General features: G+C 37.1%; 18 protein-coding genes, 2 tRNA genes, 2 rRNA genes and 1 pseudogene. 1 reads left to right on the forward strand and 22 read right to left on the reverse strand.

Features of this window, described 5'->3' with window-relative positions:
- Positions 1–39: 39 nt before the first annotated feature.
- The 20 genes and pseudogenes from PHT16_03725 to PHT16_03820 form a co-directional block, all read right to left on the reverse strand.
- On the reverse strand, positions 40–756 hold the full coding sequence (locus PHT16_03725; protein ID MDD5721521.1) for a DNA alkylation repair protein: 717 nt from the start codon (positions 754–756) through the stop codon (positions 40–42).
- A 72-nt stretch (positions 757–828) separates the two neighbouring features.
- Positions 829–900: transfer RNA gene (locus PHT16_03730), tRNA-Asp, on the reverse strand.
- Between the two features lie 109 nt (positions 901–1009).
- Positions 1010–1083 (reverse strand) — tRNA-Met (locus PHT16_03735).
- 53 nt (positions 1084–1136) lie between these two features.
- On the reverse strand, positions 1137–1814 hold the full coding sequence (locus PHT16_03740) for a hypothetical protein (GenBank protein MDD5721522.1): 678 nt from the start codon (positions 1812–1814) through the stop codon (positions 1137–1139).
- 434 nt (positions 1815–2248) lie between these two features.
- Complete coding sequence (locus tag PHT16_03745; protein ID MDD5721523.1) at positions 2249–2893, reverse strand: hypothetical protein; 645 nt, start codon at positions 2891–2893, stop codon at positions 2249–2251.
- 25 nt (positions 2894–2918) lie between these two features.
- Positions 2919–4358, reverse strand: coding sequence for an Asp-tRNA(Asn)/Glu-tRNA(Gln) amidotransferase subunit GatA (gene gatA / locus PHT16_03750; protein ID MDD5721524.1), 1440 nt, complete (start codon positions 4356–4358; stop codon positions 2919–2921).
- Between the two features lie 101 nt (positions 4359–4459).
- Positions 4460–4732 (reverse strand): Asp-tRNA(Asn)/Glu-tRNA(Gln) amidotransferase subunit GatC, encoded by a 273-nt coding sequence (gene gatC, locus PHT16_03755; GenBank protein ID MDD5721525.1) that lies wholly within the window; start codon positions 4730–4732, stop codon positions 4460–4462.
- 69 nt (positions 4733–4801) lie between these two features.
- Positions 4802–5170, reverse strand: coding sequence for a hypothetical protein (locus PHT16_03760; protein MDD5721526.1), 369 nt, complete (start codon positions 5168–5170; stop codon positions 4802–4804).
- A gap of 71 nt (positions 5171–5241) precedes the next feature.
- Positions 5242–6128, reverse strand: a pseudogene (locus tag PHT16_03765) (PhzF family phenazine biosynthesis protein).
- Positions 6129–6192: 64 nt separating this feature from the next.
- Positions 6193–7077, reverse strand: a complete 885-nt coding sequence (locus PHT16_03770) for a M48 family metallopeptidase (GenBank protein ID MDD5721527.1) — start codon at positions 7075–7077, stop codon at positions 6193–6195.
- Positions 7078–7626 carry a LemA family protein gene (locus tag PHT16_03775; GenBank protein MDD5721528.1) on the reverse strand — a complete coding sequence of 183 codons (549 nt, stop codon included), beginning with the start codon at positions 7624–7626 and terminating at the stop codon, positions 7078–7080.
- Positions 7627–7681: 55 nt separating this feature from the next.
- Positions 7682–8584, reverse strand: a complete 903-nt coding sequence (secF, locus tag PHT16_03780) for a protein translocase subunit SecF (protein ID MDD5721529.1) — start codon at positions 8582–8584, stop codon at positions 7682–7684.
- A 6-nt stretch (positions 8585–8590) separates the two neighbouring features.
- Complete coding sequence (gene secD, locus PHT16_03785; protein ID MDD5721530.1) at positions 8591–9979, reverse strand: protein translocase subunit SecD; 1389 nt, start codon at positions 9977–9979, stop codon at positions 8591–8593.
- A 45-nt stretch (positions 9980–10024) separates the two neighbouring features.
- On the reverse strand, positions 10025–10603 hold the full coding sequence (locus tag PHT16_03790; protein ID MDD5721531.1) for a VTT domain-containing protein: 579 nt from the start codon (positions 10601–10603) through the stop codon (positions 10025–10027).
- On the reverse strand, positions 10600–11151 hold the full coding sequence (locus tag PHT16_03795; protein ID MDD5721532.1) for a phosphatase PAP2 family protein: 552 nt from the start codon (positions 11149–11151) through the stop codon (positions 10600–10602). Before PHT16_03795 ends, PHT16_03790 begins: the two co-directional genes overlap by 4 nt.
- Positions 11152–11216: 65 nt before the next feature.
- Positions 11217–11585, reverse strand: coding sequence for a CRISPR-associated endonuclease Cas2 (gene cas2 / locus PHT16_03800; protein ID MDD5721533.1), 369 nt, complete (start codon positions 11583–11585; stop codon positions 11217–11219).
- A 64-nt stretch (positions 11586–11649) separates the two neighbouring features.
- Positions 11650–12240, reverse strand: coding sequence for a Type 1 glutamine amidotransferase-like domain-containing protein (locus tag PHT16_03805; GenBank protein ID MDD5721534.1), 591 nt, complete (start codon positions 12238–12240; stop codon positions 11650–11652).
- A complete protein-coding gene (locus PHT16_03810) occupies positions 12233–13087 on the reverse strand; it encodes a bifunctional 5,10-methylenetetrahydrofolate dehydrogenase/5,10-methenyltetrahydrofolate cyclohydrolase (protein ID MDD5721535.1) in 855 nt (284 codons plus the stop codon). Before PHT16_03810 ends, PHT16_03805 begins: the two co-directional genes overlap by 8 nt.
- Positions 13088–13163: 76 nt before the next feature.
- Positions 13164–14294, reverse strand: a complete 1131-nt coding sequence (gene rodA, locus PHT16_03815) for a rod shape-determining protein RodA (GenBank protein ID MDD5721536.1) — start codon at positions 14292–14294, stop codon at positions 13164–13166.
- Between the two features lie 4 nt (positions 14295–14298).
- Positions 14299–15090 carry a hypothetical protein gene (locus PHT16_03820; GenBank protein MDD5721537.1) on the reverse strand — a complete coding sequence of 264 codons (792 nt, stop codon included), beginning with the start codon at positions 15088–15090 and terminating at the stop codon, positions 14299–14301.
- A 315-nt stretch (positions 15091–15405) separates the two neighbouring features.
- Here PHT16_03820 and PHT16_03825 point away from each other — a divergent pair, with 315 nt between their 5' ends.
- Positions 15406–16446 carry an integrase core domain-containing protein gene (locus tag PHT16_03825; protein ID MDD5721538.1) on the forward strand — a complete coding sequence of 347 codons (1041 nt, stop codon included), beginning with the start codon at positions 15406–15408 and terminating at the stop codon, positions 16444–16446.
- A gap of 94 nt (positions 16447–16540) precedes the next feature.
- Here the strand turns inward: PHT16_03825 and rrf are convergent.
- Both rrf and PHT16_03835 read right to left on the reverse strand, forming a co-directional pair.
- A 5S ribosomal RNA gene (rrf, locus tag PHT16_03830) occupies positions 16541–16647 on the reverse strand.
- A 42-nt stretch (positions 16648–16689) separates the two neighbouring features.
- Positions 16690–20512: ribosomal RNA gene (locus PHT16_03835) — 23S ribosomal RNA — on the reverse strand; the annotation flags it as partial.

Raw genomic sequence — 20512 nt, forward strand, 5'->3', positions numbered from 1 at the left:
TACAGATATACGTTCCTGCATATTGGCTTCGATTTATGTTTATAAAACATTACCTTTTAAATATGCTTTGCGTTTTGTTTCTGGAAATTTTTCTACTGCATAACGAAGCATCGTACGAGGCATTTTTTTATAATATTTTTTAAGAAACTTCTCTTCTTCTTTCTGATTACGCTTACCAACCTCTCGAAGCATCCACCCAACCGCTTTGTGCAGTAAATCTTCTTTATCGTTTAGAAGTATTTTCGAGATTTTAAGAGTGTCTGTAAAATAATTTTGGTAGATAAAATAGGAAGTTGCTATTATCGCGATGCGCCTTTCCCACATATTTTTTGAAAGTGCAAGTTTATATAAAATTTTTCTGTTCTCATCTTTATTTTTCCATAAGTATGCACCCACTATCCTATTAACGGTAACATCCACCAAATCCCAATTGTTTATGTATTTAGTATTTTTTAAATAAAAATTATAAATCTTTTTTTGTATTTTTTTATCAGCTTTTTCAAATTGATAGGAAAGAATTATCAAAGCAGTCATGCGTTCTTCATGGATCTTTGATGATAGCAGTCTTTTTATTTCCTGCAAAGGAAGCAAGTTAAACTTTTTTGAAACATTCCGAATCTGAGGCATTGATAGGCCAATAAATTTATCCCCGTATCCGTAATCACCAAACCCTGTTTTAAAATACCACTCATTACTTTTTTTACGCTTTTCCGATGAATATTTTTTCAGTTCTTTTTGAACATCAACGAATTTCATGCAAAAAGTATATCAGGTTAGAATTAAAAAGTCATTGTAGAATAAAGATATTATTTAACAATTTTATATTTGCGCGACTGATGGGTGCTGACCCCACGACCTCCGCCGTGACAGGGCGGCGCTCTACCGTTGAGCTACAGCCGCATCTTTAGATATTTTTGAAAAACTACCTTTTTCCTATCCAAATAAATATCCGATGCAACTAGTCTATTATACATAAAATCGTGTAATTTCAAAGCGTTTATATATTTTGTGTCGACGCCAAGAGTTGCACTTGGGACCTGGCGCTTATGAAACGCCCGCTCTAACTACCTGAGCTACGTCGACATATTGGCAGAATAGCATTATTTAAGGCTTTTTTCAAATATAATTTGCAAAAATTAAATATTTGAAATATGATCTATGGCTCCTAAAATCTTATTTCTTGCAGATGTACCTTTTCTGACCTTAACTCTTAAAATACCTTTATATTTTTCCATATTTTTTAATGAAGCCTTTTTAAGGTTTGTCTGAATAAAAGTGGTTTTTGAAAATTGTTCTTTTTTGATTCCTAAAAAATTTATCCAAAATGATTTTATCTTATATTCCTTTTTTCTAAAAAATTCATTTAAAGTAAGCCGGAATATTAGGGAATCTTTTTCTACATTCCACAACTTTAACCATTTAAAATAAAAACGTATCATATGCGGATTGCTATTAGTAAACCCAAATTCACCATTTTCATATTTGTACCCTTCTCCCCAATATAACCCTAACCCAATCATTAAAATATCTCTATTAGAGAGTGCGCCTAAATCTTCAGCTCCTTTTTGTTTTTGTAAAATATTTCGTGTTATTCTTTCTTTTCTTTTTAATTCTGAGTATCTTAAAAGACCTCTAATAGATTTCACTTTACCTTTTGTCTTTATTTTTATAATTGCAGATTCTGTAAGAATTATATCTTTGCACCAAAAACTAAGAGTCGATTTGGTAACATGTATTTTTTTTGAAATATCACCAAGACTTTTTCCACTTTCTCGCATTCTTTTTGCAATTTCTTTTTTCTGTGGGTAATACATAAGGTATATTATATAACATAGTCAGTACAGAAACAAGGAAAAAACTTGCCAATATTTATAATTTAATATAGAATACTTTACAGCGGGATAGAGAAGAGGCATCTCGTAAGGCTCAGCGTAGTAAATAATGGGCCCCCTCTCAGGAAACTTTGAGGTGTGTACTCGTCAAATTCGGAGAAATCCTCTCTGCTTTAGCAGAAAGACAATTCCGAGCTAAATTTTTCAACACAAATTGAAAATAAATGTGTAGAGACTAGATGGCGAGCTCCTTAATCTTTTTTAAAAGAAAGGAGATGGTATAGTCCAGACCACAAACATTCAGGTAGTGAAAACTATAGTGGTAAAGCATAACCTTAAGACGGCCGTTCGATTCGGCCTCCCGCAACATGAACCTTCCCTCTACTTAATAAGGAGAGGGATTTGAGGGTGAGGTTTTATATATACCCATACTCATGAAAAATCTGCTCGTATAGAGCGATGACTCTTTTTGCTTCATGTTGAGAAACTTCAAAATCCAGCCCCTCGTGAGCTATTCTGTTTCTGATGGTGTGAACTTCCCATGCGATGGTGAGATTTGGAAAATTCTCTTGATTGGCATTTTTTAATCTATCCCCCAAGGTTTCTCCCCTGAAGCCTAATTGCTCCATCAAGCTCTCAAGCATAGAATCCGCCTCGATGATAGCGAGCTTCCAATCGCTCGCATGTTGAGAAAAAAGATAGCTGAGAGTCTTACTCCAACGTTCATTTTTTGAGCCTCCGGTTTCTTCTCGTTGTCTTTTTTCTCTTTCAGCCTTTTTGAGCGCGTATTCATGTATTTCATGATGCAAATGCTTATGTTCCTTAGCTCTGATTTCGAGCATCCGAACAATCACGTAACAGATTATGGTCAAAAAAAACATCGCTAAAAAGAAAAGGATTGTTTTCGTAAAAACAGATATTTGACCGAAGGAAGCAATTGAAAGATTGTTAATAAAATTATGAAAATATATTGTGCCTTGATCAAATAGATAGGTCGGATCAAAATACTTTGAATCAAAAAAGGTGTTTTGTAAAACTGGATTTTGGTTAACTGTTTCCATAATGAAATTATAACATAACTGTCTTTCAGGCAGTGCTTTTATTGTTGTCTGTTATTGATTTAAATTTTTTCCCGATTTCAAATAAATTTTCTTCTCCTCCATGCGGAGCCATAAATTGAATGCCTAGCGGTAATTTTTTACCTTCTCTTTCTACCTTCCCCATAGGCAAAGAGATTGCCGGACAGCCAGTCAAATTGGCCGTGACAGTAAAAACATCTTCAAGATATAAAGATACCGGATCAGATTTTTCCCCGATTTTCAAAGCGGTATCCGGCATGGTCGGAGTCGCTATCAAATCCACGGACTCGAATGCTTTCAAATATTCACTGCAGAGTTGCTCGCGCACCGAAACCGCTTTGCCGTAATAAGCATCATAATATCCGGCAGACAAAACATAGGCGCCGAGCATCAATCTCCTTCTCGTCTCTCGGCCAAAACCGTTGCTCTTGGTTAGCAAATAATCTTCCAAAAGATTTTTACCGTTGATATGCAAACCATACCGCACTCCGTCAAAACGCGCTAGATTTGTGGAAACCTCCGCAAAATTTATAATATAATAAGCAGACAAGGCGGGTTTAGAAGAAGGAAACTCCAGTTCATAATTTATCTTATATCCTTGTTTTTCAAGATGTTCTAACGTATCAGTAAATTGTTTCAACACATCCTGCGCAAGAGCTTTGGAAAAAGAAGCCATCGGCACTCCAATGATTTTCTTCTCTTTCTTTTTTTCATAAAAATCTTTATCGATAGAAGTGCTGTCTAGCGGATCCTCGCCGCGAATTATATTAAAAATAATTTCTGCGTCTTCTGCTGTTTTTGTTATCGGTCCTGCTTGATCAAAAGAAGAAACGGCAGCAATAAGTCCGGAACGCGAAACTACGCCATAGGTGGGCTTTAATCCTACGACTCCGCAAAAACTTGCCGGATTGCGTATTGATCCGCCAGTATCAGTGCCGAGCGCTCCGAGAGCCATATTGGCCGATATAGCCACCGCTGAACCGCCGGAAGTACCTCCGGCAACTCTGTCTTTGTCATGAGGATTTCTGGTCACTCCGTAAGCAGAATTTTCTGTAGATCCTCCAAGGGCAAATTCATCCATATTTGTTCTGCCTAAAAATACTGCGCCTTGTTTTTTTAACTTAGTAATTACCGTAGCATCATAAGACGCGACATAATTCTCGAGCATTTTGGAAGCAGCAGAAACCTTGCGTCCTTCTATCAAAATATTGTCTTTGATCGCAAGCGGAATACCCAGAAGCGGACATGACTCCCCTTTGGCGATCCTCTCATCAGCTATTTTTGCCTGTTCTAAAACATCGTCAAAAACTTCCAAGTAAGCATTGAGCTCTTTGTTTTTCTTTTCTATCTCGGCTAAATAAGCCGACGCTAAATCCACTGCTGAAAATTCTTTGCTATCGAGCTTTCTTCTTGCATCTGCAATTGTAAGTTTGGCTAAATCAATCATATTATTCTAATTATTAAAATTAAAAAATTTTAAGCGTCGTGGGTCCCCTGTCCTTATGGCTCCGAGGGCGAAGGCGCAGAAATTTTTTGAATTTTAATAATTCACAAAATCTTTTTTACTTTTAAAAATGCATCCTGTTTATCTGGAAATTGATTTGTGATGAGTTCTTTTGAAAACTCTCTTGGAATTATTTCGTCTTCTCGCCAAACGTTATGAACTTTATATTCTAGTTCCACGTCCTCAACTTTTAGCTCTTCAATTTGTTTGACATATCCTAAAATACTCTCCATGTCAGAGAGTAAGTTCTTTTTTTCTTCTTCAGAAAGCTCAATTCTGGCAAGACTAGCAAGATTTTCAACATCTTTAATGTTCATGAGAACAGTATAGCAAAAAGGGGTTAAAAAATAAATAGATTGCTTATAGCATCTACGCTATAGCGTAGATTAGTTTGTAAAAGGCCTAGCTAGTTTAAATGTCTTAAATTCTTTTTGCAATCCAATTCTTTTTAAATAATCTAGGAAATCTTTAGGAAGTGGCGATGGTCCGATCCAAACACTTCTCTGGATCATAATAAAATCAAAATTTTTAAGTTGCCGACGAAACCAATCTCTCTCCTTCTTTCTTCCTTCTGGAATATCGTAAATTAGAAGCAAATTTTTTGGCACATCTTTTTTGAAATCAGAAATAAAAGATTGAAGATATTGTCTTTTGGGTATTTTAAGTATTTTATTTTTCTCATAGGGATCACCAAAACTAGGCAAACCAAACATATTTACCGACATGCCTTTATATTTTAATCTTCTTTGAGACATAGAATGTATTATATACTCACACCACCATCTACGCTATGGCGTAGATGTAGAAAAGTTCACAAAAATAATTACTATACCTCAATCTCCAACTCTCTTGAAACAATTGCCCTTCCCCCAACCTTAACTTCTTTGATCTCATTACCTGAAACAACTAGCTTTACTAATATTTCTGATGGCTTATTCATCGAATATTCTTGCTCAAAATATAATTGGGATAGTTGTGTGTTTTTTATTTTCCCATACTTAAACAGATAGCAGGCCAAGGCGCCATTTGAAGTCCCAGTTGCAGATTCTTCAGGTATCCCATATAAGGGCGCAAAATTTCTACAATTAGCCGTTCCGTCAAATTTTGTTTCTAAAGTATAAACGTGATAACCAATGGTATCGTTTTGTTTGCAGATAGCTGATATTTTTTCAAGATCTGGTTTTATTGATAATAAATATTTCAATGATTTAATTGGCAAAAAAATATCTTTGAGCCCGGTTGAGACAATTTGAACTGGCAGCTCATCATCAATACATTCCTCAGGAATATTTAAACTCTCAGCGATCTCTCCTTTGTTTAATTTCTCAAAATATTGAGGGGGTTTTGATCCATAAATACTGTTCCGTCTTTCCCAGCCTCAATACCTAAAATACCGGCCTTTGTTTCTTGTGTATAGTTGCCAGATTTAATTAGTTGCTTATTCCACATTAAAAAATAAGTTGCGATAGTGGCATGACCGCACAAATCAACTTCATCCGTTGGGGTAAAAAATCTCACCTTGAAATCTGCTTTATTTGATTTCGAAACAAAAGCAGTTTCCGAAAAACCAACCTCTTTAGAGATATACATCATTTGTTTTTCTGTAAGATTATCTGCATCCAAAACTACTCCTGCCGGGTTCCCCCCTTCAAGAGTTTTCGCAAAAGAATTCAAAGTAAAAACTTTTATTTTTTTGAGACAATTTTTGTCCATAAAAATGTTTATACAACCATCTACGCTATAGCGTAGATGCAAATATATATTGAAAACACCTCAACTACCCGACCAAAGCCTTTATCCTCTCCTCCACTGGCGGATGAGTGGCAAAAAAACCGCTGATTTTTTTGCCAATTTTTGAACCTTTTGGATCGGCAATATAAAGATGCGCGATGGCACTCGATTGATGGATCATTGGTTGGCTATATTGAGAGATTTTGCGTAGCGCATTAGCGAGACCTTCTGGATAACGAGTAAGCAATGCTCCGGAAGCATCCGCCAAAAATTCGCGTTTTCTAGAAATAGCTAACTGAATTAAAACTGCAAAAAGAGGTGCTAGTATAGATAAGATAATTCCAATAATCATAAAAATTCCTCCTCCTTTATTGTCATCATCGCTACGCCTACTAAAAAACAAACTCCTTGTAAAAAAATCTGCGAGAATTGTTATAAAACCGACGAGTACCACGACGACAGTAGAAAGCAACATGTCACGATTCCCAATATGAGAAAGTTCGTGCGCAATTACCCCTTCTAGCTCTGTTTTATTTAAAATTTGCAAAAGTCCAGTAGTCACACAAACAACAGCATGTTTTTTATCTCTGCCTGTCGCAAAAGCATTGGGAGCAGAATCTTGCACTACATATACTTTCGGCATTGGAAGTCCAGCGGTAATTGATAAATTTTCCACACTAGTATAAAGATCAAAATATTCTTCTCTTTTTGCCTCTTTGGCACCAGCTAAAGTAAGAACAATCTTATCTGAAAACCAATAAGAAAAAATATTCATCAATATACTAAAAATAACAAAAAAATACAAAATATTCGAATTATCGTAATAAAAACTAAAAAACCAGCCGAAACCGATGACCACCACAAAAAAGATAGTCATTAATAACCAAGTCTTCGTAACATTTTTTGATTGCTCTGTGTATAAAGTAGCCATTTAAAACTTTACTTCCACTGGATTTTGCGCGGCATCGTTGTCGCCCAAATCAAAGAATTCCATTTTGGAAAAATTAAAGGTCATAGCGATAAGATTACCGGGAAAACTTTCAATGGCGATATTTAGATCCCGAACATTGGCATTGTAAAATCGGCGAGCTGATTGAATTTTGTTCTCAGTATCCGAAAGTTCACCTTGTAAAGCTAAGAAATTTTGATTAGCTTTCAAGTCTGGATACGCTTCAGCAATGGCAAAAACTGATTTTAATGCCCCAGTCAATATGTTCTCAGCTTCGGCGTGTCCAGCAGTTGGCCCAGTAGCACTCATAGCCACTGTTCGCGCTTTGGTGACATTTTCAAAAGCAGTAGACTCATGTGTAGCATAACCTTTCACAGTATTCACTAAATTCGGGATCAAATCATAACGGCGCTTCAACTGCACTTCTATATCCGCCCAAGCTTCCTTTGCACGATTACGCAAAGAGACGAAACGGTTGAAAGCGAAAACCACAAGTAAAACTATCGCTAATAAAATTATTAAAAAGTACATCATATTTTATATTGTTTGTTAACTAATAATCAAAAACTTATTTAGAGTATAACACCTATTTGTTTTTCTGCCACTCTCCCACTAATACAAGTAAAGGTGAAGCTAAGAAAATTGAAGAATAAGTTCCGAAAAACATTCCTGCTGTAAGCATCAAAGCAAAATACTTTGTAGACACAGGACCAAAGAAGAATAATGCGAGAAGTACAAGAATAACTGTTCCTGAAGTACAAATAGATCGAATGTATGATTGTTCTAAACTTTTACCCACCACTTCACTGAAATTTACTTTGTCTATTGAATTTTGATTTCTCAAATTCTCCCTGATTCGATCAAAAATAACTATAGTATCAGAAACAGAAAGACCGAGAATAGTAAGAATTGCCACCACAAAAAGAGTATCCACCTCTGCTCCAAAATAATGGGAAAGAATGACAAATAATCCAATAGGAATAACTACGTCATGTAAAAGTGTAACTATGGCAATGATTCCATATTTCCAAGAAGAAATCGGTTTAGAAACTTTTCTAAAAGCAAAAGCGATAAAGCAAATGATGGCAAATGAAATTAAGACAATCGCCAAAATAGCCTTTCTGGTAAGCTCAGCTCCTACAGAAGGTCCGATAGAATTGAAACTCATTTCAGTGAGAACATCTTTTCCTCCTTGTGAAAGAGCCGTCAAAAGCTGTGCGTGTTCAGAATCATTTAAATCACGGGTCTTTACGATATAGCCAAGATCCCCTACTGGCTGGAGAAGGATAGAACCGAAACCAAGAGCGGAAAGACTTTTCTCTAAAGCAGATTGTTCTGGGCGCTCTATTTTATATGAAACTTCTGTGAGCGCGCCGCCTTTGAAATCGATACCTATTTTTAATCCAAAAATAAATAAAGAAATAAGAGAAAGAACGACCAAGACGGCTGATATGCTGATAAATATTTTTTTGTGGTTTATTATAAACATAATTTTTTATTTATTCTCACTTTTTTGACCATTTGAAAATCCGCTTGAAAATAAAAATCTGGCGACTTTCCCTTCCCCGATAAAACTAACCGTTGAAAGAAAGATTCTAGTAATGACAATCGCGCTGAACATCGACACAATTATTCCCATGCCAAGCGTCAAGGCAAAACCTTGTATCAAAGATGTACCGAACCAGAAAAGAATTACAGCTGTGATGAAGCTTGAAATATTTGAATCTCGAATAGAAAACCAAGCTCTCGAAAAACCGATGGCAATCGAATCGGCAATACTTTTACCAGAACGCAATTCTTCTTTTACACGTTCAAAAATAAGCACATTGGCATCTACCGCTATCCCCATGGAAATTATAAATCCAGCGATGCCAGCTGCTGTTAAGGTGACAGGCATCAATTTGAAAAGAGCAAGTATTATAACAATAAAAATACAAAGAGAAATAGTAGCAATTAAGCCAGGTAAGCGATATAAGAGAATAAGGAATAAAGCTACTAAAAAAAATCCAATAATCGCAGCCTTTACTCCAGCATTTATTGCACTACCTCCTAAGGTGGCGCCGATAGTTTGAGTAGAAAGGAGAGTTATCGGCACAGGCAGAGCTCCCGAATTGAGCCGGCCAACAAGCAATTTTGCTTCAGTCGGAGTAAAACTTCCAGAAATAACAGCCTGGCCGTTTGGAATTTCTTCTCGAACAACTGGCGTAGAAATAGGCGCGCCATCCAAATAAATTGCTACCATTTTCCCGATATTGTCTTTTGTAATTTGAGCAAAAAGTTTTGTCCCTGTATCATCAAACTGTAGACTTATTTTAGGTTCACGAGTATTTGTGTCAAATTCTAGGATCGCTTTTTTCAAATATCTTCCAGTAAGATCGGTAGAAATAAATTGAGAATTTATATCGAGAGTGACCTTGCCATCTTTGCCAACGGTAGCAGTTTGCGGGGTACCTTTTGGAGCTTCTATTTTAAATTCAAGAAGCGGAGTCTGTCCGATCATATCTATGGCTTGTTTAACATCTGTCACCCCCGGAAGGTCCACTATCAACTGTTCCCCTGTTGCTCCAGAGACAAATCCTCCGTGTTGCACCTGCACTACTGGCTCGGAAACTCCAAAAAGATTTATGCGCCGTTCAATCACATCACGGAGCGCATTCATTGAGTCCCCTACCTGACTTACTGGAACTAAAGAAGTATCGGCTTTATATATCAGGTGACTTCCTCCTGAAAGATCAAGCCCGAGTTTGAAAGAAAATTTTGCCAGACCAGTAGCTTTGGTGCCTATAGGTAATCTCCTATAGTTAGCTTCTGACTTATAAACAAAAAAGCCAATCCCGGCACCTAAAATAAGAATTATTAAAGTTAAAACAATCTTTTTCCACATAATGAATATAAAGCCATATTACACACTTTCTATAAAATATGCAAATTATTTTTTCTTCTTTAGAAATTCACAAATAATTGGTATTAAAGACAAAACTATTATAAATAGGATTATCGGTAAAATATATTGATTAATATTGTTAACAGAATTTCCAAGAAAATATCCACTGAAAATCATTGAGGATATCCATAAAAAAGCACCGAATATATTGTAAAAAATAAAACTATTGTATTTCATATTTCCCGCACCAGCCATGATTGGAGCGAAAGTTCTAACAATGGGCACGAAGCGAGCAAACACAATCGTCCTCTTTCCATATTTATCGTAAAATTTTGCAGTTTTATCTAAATTATTTTTATTAAAAAAGAATGAATTCCGTTTAGAAAAAATTCTCGGTCCCATTTTTTTACCCGTCCAGTATCCTACACTATCACCTAAAATTGCGAACAAAACTGATCCAAAAAATAAATAAAAAATATTAAAATAACCCGCTGAAGCTAAAACCCCTGCACTAAACAAGAGAGATCCTCCGGGAAAAAAGAAACAAAAGAAAAGTCCCGACTCGGCAAACACGACAAAAAAAATCCCAAGCAACCCTAGGTTTTCTATAAAAGATAAAATCATTTAGTTTTAAAGAAAAAATTAGTAACGCGATTAGCTAGGTAAGCAATAATGAAACCTTCTATAAAACCACCTAAAATATCTATTGGGAAATGCACTCCGGAAATAACACGAGAAACCCCGATAAGCAATGCGAAAAGCATGAAAATATAGCTGATTTTTTTATTGATATAAAATAATGCAAAGGCCAAAGCCGAGGCTACAGCTGAGTGTCCAGAAGGAAAAGCAAAACCAGTCTCTCCGAAAAGCGGACGCACTTGTGAGAAAACCACGAATGGCCGAAGCGTATGAAATAAAATTTTTGCAATAAATTTATTGAAAAACCACGCGACGACTACTGACAAGCCGACTGGAACAAAATCCTTCCATTTGTTTATTAATTCTCTAACAGGGTTTTGAGACGGGAGAACCTTGTAATAAAAAAGTAAAAAAATTCCTGCTAATATTATTGCTATATAAATAAAATAAACAGCAAAAAAAATAACAATGCCATCAAAAATTTTAGATTGATGCGCTAGATTATAAAAAAAGAAAAAGATTGCGTTGTTCATTTATATAGGATTATAATATTTTTTAAAAAAGATACCTAATTTATCATTTACGCTATAGCTGATATTCATTTATTATAAGGTTTGGCTAGTTTAAAAGTTTTAAAATTATTTCTTATTTTTATTTCCTTAAGATATTTTAGAAAATCCTTTGGTAATGGTGATGGACCAACCCAGACACTTTTTTGTATCATAATGTATTCAAATTTCACTAATTGTCGACGGAACCAATCTCTTTCTTTTTTTCTTTCCTCTGGAATATCATAAATTAGAAGTAAATTTTTAGGTGCATCTTTTTCAAAAGAAGACAAAAAAGAAACATGGTATAGACTTCTGATCCTCTTGCGGGATTTTTTATTTTGTTCTTTTTTAGTAAGAGAAAAAATAGGTAGTCCGAAAGCATTTACCCGCATTCCTTTATAATATCTGCTAGTCATATTTTATATTATACGTTATTTATCAATATGCGCTATAGCTGATATTAGATTAGATATTTGTAAACTACGATTCTATCACAACATACTCCCCTTCTTTTAATGCATGAATAGGTAAATTTTCTTTGTAATTTTTTAATTCTTCCAATGCTTTATCCCAATCAATAGGACCACGAGGATCATCACTGCCATAAGAAGATTTATAATGAGGAAGAAATTTGATCGGTAAAATTGAAAGCCCGTCCATACACCGACGCCAATCACAGGTCCAAAAATATTTAGAAATGGCATCTGAGCCTGCTGAGCTAGTAGCTATAACTTTCCCTTCCCAAATTTTTGGAATATCAAATTGTCTTAACCAATACTGCAAAAGATGATCGTCCCCACCATGAATATAAACAACGGCTGAATTTTTAATTTGTTCTTCAAAATTTTCAGGAAAAGCTAATTCAAAAATGGGCGTCGCTTCCTCTGGAAACATTTTGCATTTCTCTTTAAATTCAGAAAATTTTATTTCCCAGTCTTCGCGTGGTTGAGCAAAAAAACACATAAGTAAACGCGGGTTATTTCCTAAATTTTTTACTATCTCAGCAAAAAATTTCTTTGCTAAATCTGGATAATTTTTTGAACCACCTGAATTCAAAATATATTTAGTCATTTTTAAAGCTTTTTGCTACCGTTAATACATTATTTAAAAGCATTGCCACAGTTACCGGGCCGACGCCTCCGGGAACAGGCGAAACATAACCGGCAACATCTTTCACGGATTCAAAATCAACATCACCGACAATATTTTTTCGGGTTCCGAGTAGGCCTACGTCTTCAGAAGTTCCTGCATCTATTAAAATTGCTCCTTGCTTTATCATACCACCAGTAATATATTTTCCTTTACCAATTCCTAAAATTATGACATCCGCTTGCTTGATAAGCTCTTCTTTGTTTTCAGTTTTGCTTCGAATGATAATCGGATCTAAACCTCGAAATTTGAGCAAGGCTGTGACTGGCTTCCCTACTAATAATCCTTGACCTAAAACTACTATCTTTTTACCTTTTAAATCTAAATTAAGTGAATCAAGGAGCGCCATGCAAGCTAGCGCCGTCGGGAAACCTACAGCGGTTTCACCGCTGTAAAATTTTTCACTCGCGACAGTCCCCAAACAATCGACATCAAGTTTTGGATCAATGCCATTGAGCGCTGTTTGTTTATCAATGTGTTCCGGCAACGGAAGCTGAATAATAATTCCGCGCATATTTTGAACCTTATTTAAAATTTCTATTTCTTTTATTAATTCAGAAGTAGTTATAGACGCAGGAAAATTTGCTTTATGAAAACTTATGCCTACAGACTCCGCCATGCGTCCTTTCATTTGCACGTATTGGAGAGATGCAGGATCTTCGCCCACCAACACATCGCAAAAGACCGGCTTAAAAGATAGCTCCTTTACTTCCGTTTTCACTTTCTCTAAAATCTCATTCCTTATTTTTTTTCCATCAATTATAGTCATAATTTTATTCATAAAATTTTCCCGTAAATCTCCCCCTGCCAAAGGGGAGTGCCCGAAGGGAGAGGGGGTCTATCCCTCATATTCCCAAAAATTCATTTTTCATATCATCGCGATGCGCTGGTCTACTATATCTGCGCAAACCCATCAAAATACCCAATCCTGCAAATTCGGTTAATAAATGTGAACCGCCATAACTCATAAATGAAAGAGGAATACCGGTTACTGGCAACAACCCAAGATTCATACCAATATTTATAAGTATATGGCTCATAAAATAAATAGCAATTCCCATACCAAAAAGTATTTCAAAATTAGAAGCACCCAAGGAAGCAGAAAGAAGAATCCTCCAGATTACTAAACAGTAAAACAAAAGAATTAAAGAGCAGCCAACAAATCCCCACTCCTCGGCAAAAGCGGCAAAAATAAAATCGGATTGCGGAACAGGCAAAAATTTTAATCTTGACTGTGTCCCAAAACCTAAACCCTTTCCCAAGATTTGTCCTGAACCTACAGCGATAGTTGACTGAAATACATTATATCCTGTTTTGTGAATATCGGCTAAAGGATTTATAAAACTATAAATACGAGCTTTTTGATAGGGTTTAAAAGCGACAAACCATAAGGAAGCAAAAATCAGCACTCCGACAGCAAACACAGCAAATAAGTGAACCTTGGAAATTCCGGAAACAAGCACCATGCCCAGCCAGATAAAAAATATAATCATGGCCGAACCAAAATCGGGTTGAAACAAAACCAAAACCAAAGGAAAAAATGCATAAAGCCCAGAAATGAAAATATGTTTTATGTCTCTGATCTCCACATGGCGACGAGAAAAATATTTTGCTAAAACCAAGACTAAAACTAGTTTCATCACATCAACCGGCTGGAAAAAGAAGAGACCGAAATTAAACCAACTTTTCGCGCCGTTCGAAATGTTTCCTAAAAATATAAGTATCAATAAAAGAAAGGATATAAATAAAAATAAAAACACCAATACATTTGTGCGCTTTAGAAAACGAAAATCAATGAAAGAAAAAATAAAGAAGATCGCAAAAGAAAGAAGAACCCAAATAATCTGCTTGCTAAAAAAATCGCCTCCGCTTTCAAGAGGAGCAAAGGACTTCATCGTTACCAGGCCTGCTGCGACTATCGGAACAATAAAAACAACCAGAAGCCAGTCTATTCTTTTAAAAACTTTTTCTGCCATAGTGTTACTGCAATTTTACTGAGAAAATATTAAACATTGGAATTATTTCTTTAGCTACCACCTTCCCGGATAATAGTTCTGGCCAAGTAAAATTAATATCAGAAACTTGAAGTGGATTAAATTGATCTAAATAAGTGCGACTAGCTGAAATGGCATTGCCACTTGCATCATAAAGAATTGTAATCACATTCATATCAGGAATAGTAAAAAGTGAATTATTTTTTATAGTAGCAGAAAGCTTGGGTGAGGTCGTTTCATCCACAAGTTGTATATTTGAAATTAAAATTTTTAATTGATCAATCTTCTCCTCCGACACTTGAAGCCACATGGGTATCTGTGTAAATTCAAAAGTGACATAAACAGGAATAGAATTCCCGATGTCTATTCCCGGTTCAAAAATAGCGAAGTTGCTTCCTGGAGGGATAAAAGTACTTCCCTCTCTCTTCCCGATATAAACATTATTCGTATTAGCAAAACGAAATCTATAATTTATTTTTTCAACTCCGGCGTTTTTATTGTGATTTGTGAGGTAAGCCACAGCATTATAACGTCCAGGCACGACTTCAAAAGCGCGAGCCCAGAGAATAGAAACGGCATCCGCCTGATCGGAGCAAAATTTTAAACAAGACCCTCCGCAATCTATCCCCGTTTCGTCTCCATTTTGTTTACCATCAAAACAGGTCGGCGCCTTATTGAAACTCGGATAAATTAATAAAAATCCAAATATAGAAAAAAATAAAATTAAAACAACTACGTAAAAAATTTGCCGTTTCAAGCTCCAAGTAATCAATGCCATATAAAGACATAATAGCATGTAAGTCCAAAAAGAGAAAAGCTCAGCCATACATTCACAAAGTGAACAACAACTGAGCTTAAAAAGAGGGGATTAGAAAGAAAAAACAAAACACATAATCCCCCAAGAAACAATTATAACTGCGGCTGCCGGCAGGGCAACCGCCCACACCCATGTCCCTAAGGACATGGGATAAGGCACAAAAAGTCCTTTCATAGAACCTCCTTTCTAACTAAGATTATATCACACAAAATATAAAAATGTCAAGCGAATGTATTGGCTACCCACATATTGCACCCCTACCCATAATAGGGACATATGAAACAATTCAACATAAGCAAAGGAGTAGTCGGTTTTAGAACAGCCACAGAGAATATCGTTCGGTCGAGAATACCAGAAAAGGATAGAGAGAAGGTATTGCAAAGATTAAAGGTCTTAGATCATGCTCAGAAGTTTGGAATCAAATCAGCCATTGACGCCTACGGTGTCTGTGAACGCACCATTAAGTACTGGAGAAAGAAATTAAGAGAATCGCACAATGTATTTGCAGAGTTAGCACCAAAGACAACTAGACCCTTTCATACCAGAAAAGAAAAAACTCCTCAAAAAGTGAAAGAATATATTCGTGATTTGAAGAAGTCTAAACCAAGACTAGGAAAAGAAAAAATCGTAGAATTAGTGCGAGTGGATACTGGATATGTTCTTTCACCCACAACCGTTTGGAATATCATTCAATATTGGAAAAGAAGAGGAGAAATTCCAGATCGAGTTAGATACACATTAAATGGAGCCACCGGTAGACTCATTGAAAGAAAATGGAAAAAGAGCAAGAAGAAACTACGTAGAAAAGAATATATGCCAGAGAATCCAGGAGATCTGATTCAAATCGATACAATTGTTGTATGGATTCTAGGAAAGAAATATTACATCCTCACTGCCATTGATATTCTCACTCGTTTAGCCTACGCTTTTGTTTCCAATTCTCACAGCTCAAGTATGGCTCGAGATTTTCTGAAAGCATTACCAAATATTTTTGGATATGCAGTTAAAAAAGTGCAAACAGACAATGGCACTGAATTTGCCAAACATTTTGATGAAGCTTGCATCTATCTGAGCATTGATCATTTTTGGAATTACCCCAGACATCCGAAACAAAATGCTTTCATTGAAAGATTTAATCGCACGATCCAAGAAGAATGGGTTACGACCAGACAATCGCTTTTCATTAATGGAGAGTTGGATAGATTAAATGAAGATCTTGTTGCTTGGCTTACTTGGTACAATACCGTCAGACCACATTGGGGACTTCACTTAGAAACTCCAAGAGGCTATACTGAACGCATTACTAAAAAAGACTAGGGTGCAAAATGTGTTCTGACTAATACAGCGAAATCTTGACAACGACAAAAATAACCATATAAATATAGCTTTTTGATTAGAATCAAGTACTCGGTGCTGGCGACTGCCTACTTTTGCCATGAAGACTATCATCGGCTCGACAAGGCTTAACTTCTCTGTTCGGAATGGGAAGAGGTGTGACCCTTGCGACAAATCACCAACACTGAAAACTCGATCGAATAATTTTTTTTGTGATTTCCAAATTTCTTAACAGGAATCGAAACATTAGTACTTCTCAGCTCAACGTATTGCTACGCTTACACTTAAAGCCTATCAACGTGATCATCTCTCACGGTTCTTAACGATTCCTAATCTTGAAGCTGGCTTCCCTCTTAGATGCTTTCAGAGGTTATCCATTCCCGACATAGCTACCGAGCAGTGCCCTTGGCAGGACAGCTCGCACACCAGAGGTCAGTTCACATCGGTCCTCTCGTACTAGATGCAAATCTTCTCAAGAATCAACGAGTGCAGTAGATAGGAGACCAACCTGTCTCACGCATGATATCACAAATTGCTTTGTGCATTGGACTATACGTTCGCAATTGCTTGCGGCCGGTTTGTAGTCTCTACAAGGAAAAATTCCTCTCGGTATTATCCCAATGGGATTTCACCGAAAACCCCGACTTCATTCTCAAAATAAATTGAAAACCGCCGTGATTTGATTGGTTCTATCACTATACTTTCAAAACGAAAAAACTAAAACATAAATTAAATAATTTTCCTCTGAGGGTTCAAACTGTACAAAATCCCCCTTCCCCCTCTCCTTAATAAGGAGAGGGTTGGGGTGAGGTTCTGTACGGTCTGAACCCAGCTCGCGTACCTTTTTAATTGGCGAACAGCCAAACGCTTGGCAGCTTCTCCACCGCCGCGCTAAGGTGAGCCGACATCGAGGTGCCGAACTCCGCCGTCGATATGAACTCTTGGGCGGAACTAGCCTGTTATCCCTAGAGTAGCTTTTATCCGTTAATCTCCCACCGCGTCTAATACGGGTGGTCGGTTCACTATGTTCTACTTTCGTACCTGCTCGAGATGTGCCTCTTACAGTCAAGCAATCTTGTGCCATTACACTATCGGCACGGTTTCCATTCGCGCCTAGATTACCTTTAAACCCCTCCTTTACTCTTTAGGAGGGTACAGCCCCAGTAAAACTATCCACCATATACTGTCTCAATACGTTTTTGCCGTATTGGTTAGAACATGCCTTCAAAAAGAATGGTATTTCACTGTCGAGTAGAGTACAGCCAAAACCGTACACATCAAACCCCTCCCATCTATGCTACGCAGTCCAAAAACATGCTCAATATAAAGTTATAGTAAAGCTTCTAGGGTCTTTTCGTCTAACTGCACTTAACCGGCATCTTCACCGGTATTGTATTTTCACCGAGCTGGTCCCCGAGACAGTTTCCCACTCATTACACCATTCGTGCGCGTCGGAACTTACCCGACAAGGTATTTCGCTAGGGTTACCTTAATCTTTATGTCGCCATAAAGCCCGAACTCTATCTTACTAAGTTTATGCTTAGCCTGACGTTTGGTTTCTGAGGATTCTAATAATATTCGCTCTGCTTTTTCTATGATTCATCTTTTCCATTATTTTGGCTATGCGTACAGCTCCATTGATTTTTAGATGATTGCCTTTTTGTATTTCATTAAGACACTTAGAAAATAATTCAAAATTCTTTCTTTTTGCAGTTTTTAATTTATATTGATTAAAGAAAGGAATGATTGTATTTACTAAGTCTTCTTTTTTGCGGACAACATATCTATAAAGATGTTCTTTGTGGTTATCATATCTTTTATTTTGATACAGATTACCAACTCCAAAAAAATCTTTTATCTTTTTTAAGCTTTCAATACTACTTTCACCTTGTGTAACGGAAAATTCATAAAATATTTGGTATCCGGTTTTGTATCCCCGTCGAATTCTATTTTTTTCTTTCTTGTCAGATTGTTTGACAAAATTAGTAGAAAAACATCCTTCTCCGTCTACAAAACCAACTACCCAACCAATCATTATTAGTCTTTCCTGCTGATTTTCTGCATGAGATACTTTTTTACTCATAGTTTTTTGGACAAGTGTTATATAACACTTGCTTATTATATCATAAGTAGTACTCAATTCTACAGCATTTTATGCACAGATTTCCCAGCATATAGTCAGTTGTGGACATCCGCATAAGCGGATAGGCAACTTTTTGTGTAATTTTAACTAACTGTTTACTTTTTTCTACAACAGTCCCAGTCCTTAGACCACTCTTGATATTTTTTAAAAAGCGTGGCCTAACCTTAGGACCGTTATAGTTACGGCCGACATTCACCAGGGCTTATATCAATCACCATCACATATTGCTACATAACAACGTCGATATTTGACCTTCTGGCATTGGTCAGGTGTCACCCCCTATACATCCTCTTACGAGTTCGCAGGGAGCTGTGTTTTTGGTAAACAGTTGGCAGGAATACTTTCGCTGCGGCCCCCACACCTACTTTGCTATCGTTCTGTTTTTCAGAACAACATTTTTATTACTTTAATATTCTAACTTTAAAATTTATCAAAAAAGATAAAACAAAATCAGAACAAAAAACAATAGCAAAGTAGGTGTGGGGGCAAGCCTTATCCCGAAGTTACGGCTGCTTTTTTGCCGAGTTCCTTGGGGACCACTCACTCGTTCGTCTTGGTCTACTCGACCTGATCACCTGTGTCGGTTTGCGGTACGGATCTTATATTCATAAGTTTAGAGATTTTTCTTGGAAGCGCGCTTTGTATCATTGTCCTATTCCGAGGAATAAAACTTTTCATCTACCTTAGATTCGCCATTAAAAGCAGTGTGCGGATTTTCCTACACCTCATCTTTAGTAAACAAACTTCAAATCCAATAATGAGCGATACATACTACACTCCGTCCTCCCGTCACTGAATACAAAAGTCAGGGAATATTAACCCTGTGTCCATCGAGTACGGTTTTCACCATTCCCTTAGGCCCGACTAACCCTTGGATGATTGACATTACCAAGGAAACCTTGATCTTTCGACGTGGCGCGTTCTCAACGCCATTGCGGTTACTTGTGCCAACATTCTTACTTCCAAACGCTCCACGGGCTCTCACGAGTCCCGCTTCACAGCAGATTGGAACACTCTCCTACCACATGAATTTCACGAATGAAATTCATATCCTCAAATTCGGTAATATACTTAGCCCCAATTATTTTCGACGCAAAATCTCTAGATGAGTGAGCTGTTACGCTATCTTTAAAGGATGGCTGCTTCTAAGCCAACCTCCTCATTGTTTAAGAAATCTCACCTTCTTGTCTTACACTTAGTATATATTTAGGGACCTTATTTTGAGATCCGGGCTGTTTCCCTTTTGGCCAATGGAGCTTCGCCCCCATGGCCTAACTGCCAAGCTATGGTCTCTAGTATTCGGAGTTTGATAGGTTTTGCGAGATTGCTCCCTGTCAAAACCTTCCAGTGCTCTACCCCCAGAGAAAACACTTGACGCTAGCCCTAAAGCTATTTCGGAGAGAACCAGCTATTACAGGGTTCGATTAGCTTTTCACTCCTTACCACAAGTCATCGGGAGACGTTGTACGATCTATCCGTTCGGACCTCCATTCGTCTTTCGACGAACTTCATCCTGCTCATGGCAAGCTCACCCTGCTTCGGGTCTTATGCATGTTACTATACCCGCACACTTATATGCTTGATGTTTACAACTTGCGCCCTTGGCGCCTCAAGCACATAAGTGTGCGGGTATAATTCGCGCTATTAACACTCGGTTTCCCTATGGCTGCGCTGTTTTAGCCAGCTTAGCCGAGCAGCATGCATAAACTCGTTGGCTCATTCTTCAATAGGCACGCTGTCGCAGATATAAATACCTGCTTCAACTCCTTGTAGACATACGGTTTCAGGTCTATTTCACCGCCCTAATCGGGCTGCTTTTCACCTTTCCCTCACGGTACTAGTTCACTATCGATCTTTAAGAGTATTTAGCCTTAGCGGTTAGTTCCGCTAGATTCCCCCCGGCCA

Source organism: Candidatus Paceibacterota bacterium (assembly GCA_028718635.1).
Taxonomy (GTDB): Bacteria; Patescibacteriota; Minisyncoccia; order Phycocordibacterales; family UBA9973; genus UBA9973.